The following is an 11887-nucleotide window of genomic DNA, read 5'->3' as shown; positions in this document are numbered from 1 at the left end:
CAGGCTTAGCGCTGCGCCAGAATACGTTGTAATTCATCAGCATAGGGAAACGCGTTCAGCGTGCCAGTGCGACTGACGGTGATCGCCGCCGCCGCGCTGGCATGCTGCAGCGCCAGCAGGTCGGGCGCGACGCCGCGCAGCAGGGCAGATGCCAGCAGCACGGCGAGGAAGGTGTCACCGGCGCCGGTGGTATCGACGGCCGCGACGTTAATCGCCGGGCAGAACACGCGCTGATTGCCGCGTATCAGCAGCGCACCGGCAGCACCCTGGGTAATCACCAGCGTGTTAACGCCGGCGGGTTGCAGCAGATCGGCTTCCGGTTGATTGACCACCGCGATGTCAATCAGTGGCCAGAGATCGGCGAAGTCCGGATTGACCGGTGAAGGATTAAATACCGTGGTTAAGCCGTGCGCTTTTGCCCAGCTAAATAACCGGCGGGTTTTATCTGCAGAAAAATTGCCCTGCTGCAGCAGAATATCGCCGGCAGCGGCATCGGCTAAGTGAGCCAGGATAATATCCGCTGCCAGCGCGTCGGCCGCGGCGGTGGTAGTAATAATGGCATTATCGCCATCGCTGCTATTAAAAATAATTGAGGTGTCACTGTGAGCAGACAAAAACTGAGACGGCAGTAGGGTTAATTTCTCGTGCCGGATGCGTTCGCGGATCCACTGGCCGTTAATATCATCGCCAGTGGCGCTAATTAAGCGCGTGTCGATGCCGCAACGCGAAAGTATGATTGCCTGATTGGCGCCTTTGCCACCGATATCCTGCGCAATTTTTTTACCATGAATTGAGGCGCCTTTTTCAGGGAGTTGATCGATGGACCAGGTTTCATCCACCACAATATTGCCTGCAACATAGACACGCATAGTTTTCTCGTTAATAAGGTGAAAGAGATGGCTTCTATATCAGCAGAAAAAAGTAACGCGATACAAGATATTTTTTCACGCAGTAAAGCGGTGATTGGGGTTATTCACTGCGATGCTTTTCCCGGCTCGCCTAAATATCGCGGAAAACCGGTGAGTGAAATTATCGATTGCGCCCTGCGCGATGCGGATAATTATCTGGCTGGCGGCGTGCACGGTTTAATCGTTGAGAATCATGGCGATATTCCCTTTGCCAAGCCCGACGATATTGGTCCGGAAACGGCGGCATTTATGGCGGTGATCACCGATAAAATTCGCGAGCGTTTTGCTGCACCGCTGGGAATTAACGTGCTGGCCAATGCGGCAATCCCGGCGATTGCCACGGCATTAGCCGGCGGGGCGGATTTTGTGCGCGTTAACCAGTGGGCCAATGCCTATATCGCCAATGAAGGTTTTATCGAAGGGGCAGCCGCTAAAGCGCTGCGCTATCGCAATCAGCTGCGGGCCGATCATATCCGCGTATTTGCCGATAGCCATGTTAAACACGGCAGCCACGCCATTGTCGCCGACCGCTCGATTCAGGAGCTAACGCGTGACGTCGACTTCTTCGAAGCCGATGCGGTGATCGCCACCGGCCAGCGCACCGGCGACAGCGCCACGCTGAGTGAAATCGACGAAATCCGCGCCGCAACTGCCTTGCCGCTGCTGGTGGGCTCAGGCGTAACGCCGGACAACGTCTGCCAGATCCTTGGCCGCACACAGGGGGTGATTGTCGCCAGCACGCTGAAAGTCGATGGCGTGTGGTGGAACCCGGTGGAACTGGCGCGCGTGAAGCACTTCATGGCGGTGGCGCAGGCTGCGCTGGAGGAGGCGTGATGGAAAGCTTCAGCGATCGGCTGCTGACGCAGCATCAGGCGCTGTGGCAGGCGATGCAGCAGCACCGCTTTGTCGTCGACATTGAGCACGATCGGCTGCCGGCCAGCGTGTTTAATCGTTATCTGGTGTTTGAGGGTAACTTCGTCGCCACCGCCATCGCTATTTTTGCGCTGGCGGTGAGCAAGGCGCCCGGCATTCGTCAGCAGCGCTGGCTGATTGGCGTGCTCAATGCGCTGGTGGATACGCAAATCGCCTGGTTTGAGGCGGTGCTGGCGCGGCGCGGCATTCGGCCAGCGGATTATCCGGACGATCTGCCCGGCGTCAGCGCATTCCGCGATGGCATGCTGAAAGTCGCGCAGCAGGGCAGCTATGCGGAAATCATCACCCTGATGTTCGGTGCCGAGTGGATGTATTACCACTGGTGCCTGCGCGTCAGCGCGCAATCGCAGCAGGACGCTGACGTACGCCGCTGGGTAGAGATGCATGCCGAAGACGAGTTCCATCAGCAGGCGCAGTGGCTGAAAACCGAGCTGGACCAGTGCGCACTGACGCTCAGCGCGGCGCAACAGGCGCAGCTGTCGCAGCTTTACGCCCGCGTGCTGCAGTGGGAGATCGATTTCCACAGCGCGGCTTACCCGGAGAGCGCCCATGACTAGTTGTTTCATCGAAGCGCGCAACATCGGTAAACGCTTCGGCGCGCTAACGGCGCTCAGCCAGGTCAATCTGTCGATCCATCGCGGCGAAGTGCTGGCGCTGCTGGGTGACAACGGCGCGGGCAAATCGACCTTTACCAAAGTGTTATCCGGCGCGTACAGCGCCAGCGACGGCGAGCTGTGGGTAGACGGCAGGGCGGTGAAATTCACCTCGCCGCGCCAGGCCGCCGAGCACGGTATTGCCACCATCTATCAGGAGCTGGCGCTGGCAGAGAATCTGTCGATTGCCGAGAACGTGTTTCTTGGCCGCGAGCTGAAGCGCCGCGTGCTCGGCATTCCTTTTCTGCGCCGCCGCGCGATGCGCGAAACGGTGGATCAACTGCTGACCGAACTCGATGCGCACATTTCCGATGCCGAAGCGGCGGTCGGCAGTCTGTCCGGTGGCCAGCGCCAGGCGGTGGCGATCTGCCGCGCACTCAATCTCAACGCGCAGCTGGTGATCATGGATGAACCCACCGCCGCGCTGGCGGTCGCGGAGACGCAGAAAGTCCTGCAGCTGACGCGCCGCCTGGCGGAACGCGGCTGCGCCGTGGTGCTGATCAGCCACAACATCAGCGATGTGTTTGCCGTGGCCGATCGCATGGTGGTGTTTCGTCGCGGCCGCAAAATCGCCGAGCGCCGTCACGCGGACACCACGCCAGACGAAATCGTTGCACTCATTACCGGTGCGCATCCTGATGCGCGCATTTTCGAAAACACCTAAGCACTCACACCAGGGGAAATCATCATGCATCGCATTGCTACTGCTGTTTGTTCGCTGTCGTTGCTGGTATCGGGTTACGCCTTCGCGGCACAAAAGGTGGCCTTCGTGCCGCAAATCATCGGTATTCCCTATTTTCAGGCGATGGAGGCGGGCGGCAAGCGCGCCGCGCACGATCTCGGCGTGGAGTTTGTCTACAGCGGTCCGGTAGATACCAACCCGATGGATCAGCTGCAGATCGTGCAGAACCTGATTGCGCAGAAGGTCAATGCGATTGGCATCAGCGTGCTGGATGCCTCCAGTATTGCGCCGGTGATGGCGCAGGCGCAGGCGAGTAATGTGCATCTGTTCACCAGCGACAGCGATGCACCCGACAGCGGGCGGCCGGTCTATGTGGCGCAGGCCACCGATGAGGGACTGGGCGATACGGTGATCGATGAGATGGTCAAACGCGTCGGCGAGCGCGGCAAAATTGGCATCGTCTCCGGCGAAGCTACCGCGTCCAACCTCAACAGCTGGATTGGCTTTATGCAGCAGCGGGTGAAAAGCAAATACCCGCACATTACGCTGCTCAAACCCCAGTACGCCGGCGGCTCCGCCAGCCGCGCGGCGCAAATCACCACCGATTTGATGTCCGCTAACCCCGATCTGAAAGGGGTGATTGCCATGGCCTCCACAACCTGTCCGGGCGTGGCGCAGGCCATCGAAACCGCCGGCAAAAACGGCAAGGTGATTGGCAGCGGTTTCTGCAGCCCGAACACCGCGCGCGCCTACCTGAAAAGCGGGGCGTTTGGCTACACCGTGCTGTGGGACCCGGAAAAGCTTGGCTATCTGACGGTGTGGGCGGGCAAACAGCTGATCGACGGGAAAGCGTTTGCCGCCGAAAATCACGTTCCCGGCTTTGCCCAACCGGTGACCTTTGACAGCAAAACCGGTGTGCTGCTGCTCGGCAAGCCGGCGGTGTTCACCAAAGATAACGTCGACCAGTTCAAATTCTGACGAGGCCTGTGATGCATATGACTTCGCGGGAAATCGTCCTGCTGGCGATCGCCGTGCTGGCTGGCGCCTGCTTTACGTTGTTTTCGCCGTGGTTTGCTACCGCTGACAACCTGCTAACCATTCTGCGCAACAGCAGCGAACTGCTGTTGATCGCGCTGGGTATGACGCTGGTGATCGCCATGGGCGGCGTCGATGTGTCGGTGGGCGTGGTGATGGGCGTGGCCGCGTGGGGCGTCGGACAACTGCTGATGCTGCAATCCCCGCTGCTGGCGGCGCTGGCCGGACCGCTTATTGGCCTGCTGGCAGGGCTGATCACCGCGCTGGTAGTGGTGATTGGCCGCATTCCGGCGATTGTTGGCACGCTGGGGCTGTTCGGCGTCTGGCGCACGGCGCTGTTTGTACTGCTGGGCGGGCAGTGGCTTTCCGGTCTGCCAGGCGATCTGACGCATGCGCTGATGCGGCCGCTGCTGGGACTGCCGCTGATGGCCTGGCTGATTGTCGCGGCCTGGGCGCTGGTGTGGCTGGCGCTGCGCCATACGCCGTACGGGTTATGGCTGCTGGCCGCCGGCAACTCCGAAGAAAAAGCGCGGCTGGCGGGCATTCCGGTGACCCGGGTGCGTGTTGCGACCTTTGCCCTCAGCGGCGTGCTGTGCGGCCTGGCCGCCACCTGCTACATCGCCACCTATCGTAACGTGGAGATGACCGTCGGCGGCACGCTGGCACTGGAGGCGATTGCCGCGGTGGTGCTGGGCGGCACGCGCATTACCGGCGGCTCCTGCAGTCTGCTCGGCACGCTGCTCGGCGTGCTGCTGTTGCGCATTCTGCAAAATGGCCTGCTGCTGATTGGCGTGCCCTCGCTGTGGCAAACCGTGGTCACCGGGGCGGTGCTGTTGCTGGTGCTGAGCAGTGAAGCAGCCAGTGGGCGGCTGTTATCGCTAAGGAGGCTGGCATGAAACTGTGGCGCAAAGCCCCCGACCTGACGCTGCTGCTGGCGCTGTGGCTGTTGCTGCTGGGCGCCATCGCGATTGTGCTGCCGCAGATGCTGGCGGCATGGTCGCTGACCTCCATCCTGCAGTTTGCCACGCTGCTGTCGCTGGTGGCGCTTGGGCAGTCGCTGGTGGTGATGACTGGCGGCGGCGGCATTGATTTGTCGGTTGGCGGTAACGTTTCGCTCTCGGCGGTCATCGGCATGCTGGCACTCGATCAGGGCATTGCGCCCGGCTGGCTGCCGCTGATTTGCCTGCTGAGCGGTAGCCTGGCTGGCGCGCTGAACGGCCTGCTGGTGGCGCGCTTACGCCTCTGGCCGCTGATCGTTACGCTGGGCAGTTTTTATCTGTTCTCCGGTTTGGCGCTGGCATTAACCGGCGGTGCGGCGCTGGCCGGCGTGCCGCCGCTGCTGACGCAGTGGGGCCGGGCGGCCATGCTGTCCGTTCCGTTGCCTTTCTTAACCTGTGTCATCCCGGCGTTTCTGCTGGCGTGGCTGATCCTCAGCAATAGCGCGTGGGGCAAATGGATCTACGCCTGCGGCTTCAACGAGCACGCCACGCGGCTGGTGGGCATTCCGGTCGATCGCCTGCGGCTGCTGGTTTACTGCCTGAGCGGCGCGCTGGCGGGCTGCGCCGGCTTTATTTCGCTGTGCTGGCTCGGCAGCGCCCGCCCGGAAATCGGCGTCAATCTTGAGCTGGAATCGCTGACTGCCGCGCTGCTGGGTGGCGTGGCGATCTTTGGCGGGCGCGGCAGTGTCATCGGCGTTCTCGCCGCCGCGCTGATGCTGGTCACCCTCAAAACCTGCATGTTGCAGCTGGGGCTGAACAGCGTGTGGCAACTGGGCGTGGTGGGCATGCTGTTAATCATGGTGTTAATGGCACAACGACTTTTTATCTATCGGAGATAACACATGAGTCTGACTGAAAAAATTAGCGCGCACGTCGATGCCAGCGCGCAGCGTATCGCGCAGACATTATGCGACCTGCTGGCGTTTCCCTCGGTGGTAAAGGTCGATCCGCGCGAGGCCGGGCCAGGCGAGCGCGACTGCCAGCGCTATCTGCAGCAGCGGCTGATGGCGCTGGGCATGGACACCGATCTGTGGGATCCGGATGGCCCGGCGCTGTACCAGAAGTATCAGGGCCGCCCGGGCGCCAATAAAGGCCGCACCTTCGAAGGCCGTCCCAATCTGGGCGGCACCCTGAGCGGATCCGGTGGCGGCAGGTCGCTGATGCTTACCGGCCATATTGACGTGGTACCACCGGGTCCGGCTGAGCACTGGCACAGCGATCCTTTTGTGCCGGAGATCCGCAACGAGGCGGTGTATGGTCGCGGCGCGGTCGATATGAAAGGTGGCGTGGCCTGCATGCTGATGGCGGTGGAGCTGCTGCAGGATCTCAACGTGCAGCTGGCCGGCGACGTGGTGTTCACCACGGTAGTGGATGAAGAGATCGGCGGCATGGGCTCGCTGGCAATGGTGGATCGCGGCTTCAAAGCCGATGCCGGTATCATGACGGAGCCCACTGCCAACCGTATCGCGCCGATTTGCCACGGCATTTTGTGGGCGCGCATCATTCTGGATGGCATCGGCGGTCATGCGGAATTAACGCCGAACAGCTGGGACAGCAGCGGTCCGGTTGATGCCGTGATGTTGTGTCGCCAGATGCTGGACGGGCTCGATGTGCTGAACCGCCGCTGGCAGACGCAGCCCGACAAAAACCATCCACTCATGGATCTGCCCAACCAGATTATCGTGACGCAGCTGAAAGTGGGCGAGCATCCGGCGTCAATTGCCGGCCGCGCCGAGATCGTCATCGACGTGCAATATCTGCCGGCAGAAAAGGATGAGATGGGGCTGGGCGGTAAGGTAAAACAGGAGATTGAGGCGCACGTGGCGAAGGTATGCGCGCTGGATCCTTACCTGGCAAAGCATCCGGCGCGCGTGGAGTGGATACTGGACGCCGACTGCGCCGAGATCCCGGCCGATCATCCTTTTGTCAGCGCTTTTCAGCAGGGCGTGAGTGACGCGGCACTGAGCCCGCAGCTGGCCGGCTTTGGTGCCCACAGCGACATTGGCCTGCCCAGCACGCTGGGCCAGACGCCGACGGTCAACTTTGGTCCCGGCGATCCGGCGCTGTCGCATCAGCCTAACGAACATGTGCCGATTGCCGATCTGGTGGCCTGTACCAAAGCCATTGCGCTGACGCTGGTGCACTGGTGCGGGCTGGCTAAGGAAGCGGGGCGCTGAGAGCATTAACCACCGCAGTGACGCTGGCCGCAGAGGGCCGGCGTCATGCGTTAGCGCATTCTGTCACTGGCAAGATGATAAACGTCGCTGCGCTCGCGTTTACCCACCGCGACCACGGCGATGATCAACTGGTCATCAATCACCTGATAAACCAGGCGAAACCCGGAAGCCCTGAGTTTAATTTTGTAGCAGTCTTTAATGCCACGCAATTTGGCTGAGGGGATATGAGGATTTTCACAACATTTTTTGAGCTTTTTGGCAAACTGCTGCTGAATGGCTTTATCCAGCTTATGCCACTCCTTCAGGGCTTCTTCCCTGAACTTCACTGTCCATGTCACAGAAAGCTGTCCAAATCCACTTCAATCAGCGGCTGCTGGTGGCGTTCAGTTACCTTTTTAACCAGCTCTTGATCGTCCAGCGCCTCCAGCATTTGCTCGTAAAGTTGTGCGGGAACACAATAAAAGGCGGGCTGATTACGATTGAGAATCGCCACCGGCAAGCCTTCTCCCGCATTGACGGTCGCCATAGGATTCTTTTTTAATTCACTGACGCTGGCGCTCATATCGCTGAGAATGATGTTTGGCATACGTCTCTCCAGACTGGTTAACAGGTCTCAATATTATCAGTTTGGTGACCTGTTAACTAGTCCTGACAGCTTAGCCACTTACGCTTTTCCACCATCCGCCAGCCAGCATGCACTGGCGGAAGGGACCTGCATTACGGCTGATCGGGCAGCGCGGCAAGTAACTTATCCAGCGTCACCGGATAGTCTCTCACCCGAATGCCGGTTGCATTGTAGACCGCATTAACCAGCGCGGCACCGACGCCACACAGCCCCAGTTCACCGACGCCTTTGGCTTTCATCGGCGAAGAGACCGGATCGGTATCATCGAGGAAAATCACCTCCTGCTCGGGCACATCGGCGTGTACCGGCACTTCATAGCCTGCCATGTCGTGATTGACGAAGTAGCCGAGCCGGGTGTCCACCGCCAGCTCCTCCATCAGCGCGGCGCCGAGGCCCATGGTCATCGCGCCGATCACCTGGCTACGCGCGGTTTTAGGGTTAAGTATGCGCCCCGCAGCACACACCGCCAGCATGCGCCGCACGCGCACTTCGCCGGTGGCGCTATCGACCGCCACTTCGACGAAATGGCCGGCAAAGGTGGATTGCTGGAAGGTTTTGTCCAGATCGCCGAATTCCATGGTCTCTTCCGCCATCAGCGGACCCGCCGCAGTGAGCGGCAGGCGCTGCCCGCTGGCGTGAATGTGCCCATCGGCAAACTCTGCACTTTCCGCATCCAGACCCAACTGTGCGGCAATCTTTTCGCGTAGCCGGACGCAGGCCGCATACACTCCGGCCGTGGAGGTGTTGGCTCCCCACTGGCCACCCGAACCCGCCGAGACAGGAAACGCCGAATCGCCGAGCCGCACGCTGACCTGCTCAATCGGCACGCCCATCATCTCGGCTGCCGTCTGGGCGATGATGGTATAGCTGCCGGTGCCGATATCGGTCATGTCGGTTTCGACGGTGATTGTGCCTTGCGCATCCAGCTGCACGCGCGCGGCAGAGGGCGCCAGCAGGTTATTACGGAAACCGGCTGCCACGCCCATGCCCACCAGCCAGCGCCCCTCGCGCCGCTGCCCGGGTTCGGTACAGCGCTCAGCCCAGCCAAATTTGCTGGCGCCGGTGCGCAGGCATTGCACCAGCTGGCGGCGTGAAAAGAAGCGCTCCGGATGCAGCGGATCGACCTGTGTATCATTGATGATGCGAAACTCAACCGGGTCGATACCGGCGATGGCGGCCATTTCATCCATGGCAATCTCCAGCGCCATCAGACCGGGTGCTTCACCTGGCGCACGCATCGCGTTGCCCTCAGGCAGATCGAGTTCGGCGAGGCGCAGCCCGGTAAGCCGATTGGCAGCGGCGTAGAGTAATTCAGTCTGCTGCACCGCAGTTTCCGGCGTTCCGCCCGGCAGGTTACCGGACCAGCTTTCATGGGCAATGGCGGTGAGATGGCCATGCGCATCGGTAGCTAATCGGATGCGCTGCCGCGTTGCTGGCCGGTGCGTAGTGTTGTTAGGGATCATCGGGCGCGGCACCATCACTTTCACCGCGCGTCCCACGGCGCGCGCACCCAGAGCCGCCAGCAGCGCATCGCTTCGTAGAAACAGTTTGCTGCCAAAGCCACCGCCGACGTAAGGAGAGAGCACGCGCACCTTTTCCATCGGCATGTCGAGCGTGTGCGCCAGGTCGGTGTGGCACCAGTTAATCATCTGATTCGAGGTCCAGACCGTCAGGTGATCGTCCTGCCACAGCGCCATGGAAGCGTGCGGTTCCATTGCCATATGGCTTTGATCGGGCGTGGTGTAGGTGGCGTCCAGCGTAAAGGCTGCGCTGTGCAGGGCAGCATCGACGTCGCCCAGCGTTTTATCCGGTTCACCTTCGGGTGACGTTGTCACCTCTGGCTGGGCCGCTGCGAGATCGTAAGCCCCCGTTTCAGCCTGGCAGTTAACCTTAACCAGTTGCGCGGCCGCACGTGCCTGCTCGAAGGTCTCCGCCACCACCAGCGCCACAGCCTGGTGATAGTGTTCGATTTGATTATTCGCCAGCAGCGTCGCGGTGTTGCGCTCTGCCTTGTTGAGCTTGCCTGCAGTTGCTCCGGTGACGATGCCGAGCACGCCCGGTGCCTGTGCTGCGGCGTGGGTGTCAATCGAGAGAATATTGCCTTTGGCAACTGGCGCGCCGACCACATAACCGTAGGCCGCATCCGGTGCTTCAGCGTGCCATTCATAGGCGTAATGCGCCGAGCCGGTGGTTTTCAACGGGCCGTCGATGCGTGCCAGTGGCTGGCCGACGACGCGCTGCCGATCGATAGGATTGGCGGTTGCAGGTGTGTCAAATTTCATGTGTTGCTCCTCGCTTCCGCGATCGCTGAGGCGAGCGTGCGCTGCGCCAGCAACAATTTGTATCGGTTGGCTTCAGTGGGACGTGCATCAGCAAACAGCACATCGCAGACCGCCTGCGCCCCGTGAGGAAGTTCAGCATCCGCCGCCGCGCTGCGCCACGGCTGATGGGCCACGCCGCCGACGGCCACCCGGCCGCCACCCTCAGGCAGGATAACCGCTGCTACTGAGACCAGCGCAAAGGCGTAAGAAGCGCGATCGCGCACCTTACGGTAAATGTGCGTGCCACCCAGCGGTGCAGGCAGGGTAACCGCGACGATCAGCTCACCCGGCTGCAGCACGGTTTCGATGTGCGGCGTGTCGCCCGGTGCGCAGTAGAATTCAGCGATGGGAATAGCGCGCTGGCTGCCATCAGGGCTGACGGTTTCAATCACCGCATCCAGCACTCGCATCGCCACCGCCATATCGCTGGGATGGGTGGCAATACAGGCTTCGCTGACACCCACCACCGCGTGCTGGCGGCTGAATCCTTCGCGTGCGGCACAGCCCGTACCCGGCTGACGCTTGTTACAGGGTTGATTAACATCATAAAAATAGGGACAGCGCGTGCGCTGCAGCAGGTTGCCAGCGGTGGTGGCCTGATTGCGCAGCTGGCCAGAAGCGCCTGCCACCAGCGCGCGCGTCAGCACGGCATAGTCGCGCCGGATGCGCGCGTCTGCCGCCAGATCGGTGTTGCGCACCAGCGCACCAATACGTAAGCCGCCCCCGGCGGTGGGTTCAATGCTGTCCAGCGCCAGTCCGTTAACATCAATCAGATGCGACGGGGTTTCAATTTCCAGCTTCATCAAATCGAGCAAATTGGTACCGCCGGCGATAAAGCGTGCGCCCGGATGCTGCATCGCGCTGCTGGCAGCCTGTGCGGGCGTCGCAGCCCGTTCAAAGGTAAAGGCTCTCATGCTTTCTGGCCTCCGGCGTACTCTTCAATGGCGGCAAGAATGTTGGCATAGGCGCCGCAGCGGCAGATGTTGCCGCTCATGCGCTCACGAATTTCGTCATCGCTCAGCGCTGGCGCGGCAGTCAGATCGCCCGTGACATGGCTGGGAATGCCCGCCGCAATTTCCTGCAGCACCGCCAGCGAGGAGCAGATTTGCCCCGGCGTGCAGTAGCCGCACTGATAGCCGTCGTGGCGGATAAACGCGGACTGCAGCGGGTGCAGATCATCGGGCGTGCCGACGCCTTCAATGGTGGTCACTTCGGCATCCTGCTGCATCACCGCGAGAGTGAGGCAGGCGTTGATGCGCCGGCCATTGACCAGCACGGTACAGGCACCGCACTGACCGTGATCGCAGCCTTTTTTGGTACCGGTCAGGTGTAAATGTTCGCGCAGCGCGTCCAGCAGCGTGGTACGGGTATCCACGTTAAGCTGCTGAGGTTCGCCGTTCACCTGCAGCGTGACTGGCACCGTGACGGGGACCGGCGCGGCGGAACCGGCACCGGCCGTCAGCCGGGCTCGCTCTGTCTCTTCCTGCTGCGGTGAATACCGCTGCGTCTTTTCATCGCGTGGGTTGCTCATGCCTTTGCCTCCGGACAAGTGGCG

At 61.2% G+C, this 11887-nt stretch carries 13 protein-coding genes; 7 read left to right on the top strand and 6 right to left on the bottom strand.

Annotated elements, in window-relative coordinates; translation table 11 throughout:
- Positions 1–5 precede the first annotated feature (5 nt).
- Positions 6–869: a PfkB family carbohydrate kinase gene (locus C1N84_RS19420; RefSeq protein WP_264444621.1), complete on the bottom strand. Its 864-nt coding sequence runs from the start codon at positions 867–869 to the stop codon at positions 6–8.
- 27 nt (positions 870–896) lie between these two features.
- On the opposite strand from C1N84_RS19420, the gene C1N84_RS19415 reads away from it, so the two are divergent.
- Genes C1N84_RS19415 through C1N84_RS19385 form a run of 7 tightly spaced genes read left to right on the top strand, consistent with a single transcriptional unit; the run spans position 897 to position 7386 of the window.
- On the top strand, positions 897–1742 hold the full coding sequence (locus C1N84_RS19415; RefSeq protein WP_058758763.1) for a BtpA/SgcQ family protein: 846 nt from the start codon (positions 897–899) through the stop codon (positions 1740–1742).
- Positions 1742–2398 carry a TenA family protein gene (locus C1N84_RS19410; RefSeq protein WP_282954366.1) on the top strand — a complete coding sequence of 219 codons (657 nt, stop codon included), beginning with the start codon at positions 1742–1744 and terminating at the stop codon, positions 2396–2398. Before C1N84_RS19415 ends, C1N84_RS19410 begins: the two co-directional genes overlap by 1 nt.
- Positions 2391–3158, top strand: a complete 768-nt coding sequence (locus C1N84_RS19405; protein ID WP_058775029.1) for an ATP-binding cassette domain-containing protein — start codon at positions 2391–2393, stop codon at positions 3156–3158. The genes C1N84_RS19410 and C1N84_RS19405 overlap by 8 nt, the downstream gene beginning before the upstream one ends.
- A 24-nt stretch (positions 3159–3182) precedes the next feature.
- Positions 3183–4154 carry an autoinducer 2 ABC transporter substrate-binding protein gene (locus C1N84_RS19400; protein ID WP_058758760.1) on the top strand — a complete coding sequence of 324 codons (972 nt, stop codon included), beginning with the start codon at positions 3183–3185 and terminating at the stop codon, positions 4152–4154.
- Positions 4155–4165: 11 nt separating this feature from the next.
- Positions 4166–5107 carry an ABC transporter permease gene (locus C1N84_RS19395; RefSeq protein ID WP_264444630.1) on the top strand — a complete coding sequence of 314 codons (942 nt, stop codon included), beginning with the start codon at positions 4166–4168 and terminating at the stop codon, positions 5105–5107.
- Positions 5104–6048 carry an ABC transporter permease gene (locus C1N84_RS19390; RefSeq protein ID WP_021509450.1) on the top strand — a complete coding sequence of 315 codons (945 nt, stop codon included), beginning with the start codon at positions 5104–5106 and terminating at the stop codon, positions 6046–6048. Before C1N84_RS19395 ends, C1N84_RS19390 begins: the two co-directional genes overlap by 4 nt.
- Before the next feature lie 3 nt (positions 6049–6051).
- Positions 6052–7386 carry a M20 family metallopeptidase gene (locus C1N84_RS19385; RefSeq protein WP_058758757.1) on the top strand — a complete coding sequence of 445 codons (1335 nt, stop codon included), beginning with the start codon at positions 6052–6054 and terminating at the stop codon, positions 7384–7386.
- Between the two features lie 50 nt (positions 7387–7436).
- Here C1N84_RS19385 and C1N84_RS19380 read toward each other — a convergent pair whose 3' ends face one another.
- The 5 genes from C1N84_RS19380 to paoA all read right to left on the bottom strand — a co-directional run bounded on the left by C1N84_RS19380 (position 7437) and on the right by paoA (position 11863).
- Positions 7437–7724: a type II toxin-antitoxin system RelE family toxin gene (locus tag C1N84_RS19380; RefSeq protein ID WP_058770149.1), complete on the bottom strand. Its 288-nt coding sequence runs from the start codon at positions 7722–7724 to the stop codon at positions 7437–7439.
- Positions 7721–7972, bottom strand: a complete 252-nt coding sequence (locus tag C1N84_RS19375) for a type II toxin-antitoxin system Phd/YefM family antitoxin (RefSeq protein ID WP_058770150.1) — start codon at positions 7970–7972, stop codon at positions 7721–7723. The genes C1N84_RS19380 and C1N84_RS19375 overlap by 4 nt, the downstream gene beginning before the upstream one ends.
- A gap of 131 nt (positions 7973–8103) precedes the next feature.
- Positions 8104–10293 (bottom strand): aldehyde oxidoreductase molybdenum-binding subunit PaoC, encoded by a 2190-nt coding sequence (gene paoC, locus C1N84_RS19370; RefSeq protein ID WP_264444635.1) that lies wholly within the window; start codon positions 10291–10293, stop codon positions 8104–8106.
- Entirely contained in the window at positions 10290–11246 is a 957-nt protein-coding gene (locus C1N84_RS19365) for an FAD binding domain-containing protein (protein WP_264444637.1), read from the bottom strand. The genes paoC and C1N84_RS19365 overlap by 4 nt, the downstream gene beginning before the upstream one ends.
- Positions 11243–11863, bottom strand: coding sequence for an aldehyde dehydrogenase iron-sulfur subunit PaoA (gene paoA / locus C1N84_RS19360; protein ID WP_104187284.1), 621 nt, complete (start codon positions 11861–11863; stop codon positions 11243–11245). Before paoA ends, C1N84_RS19365 begins: the two co-directional genes overlap by 4 nt.
- Between the last annotated feature and the right edge of the window lie 24 nt (positions 11864–11887).

The organism is Pantoea sp. SGAir0418, assembly GCF_043529865.1.
This window is presented reverse-complemented; position numbering and strand designations above follow the sequence as displayed.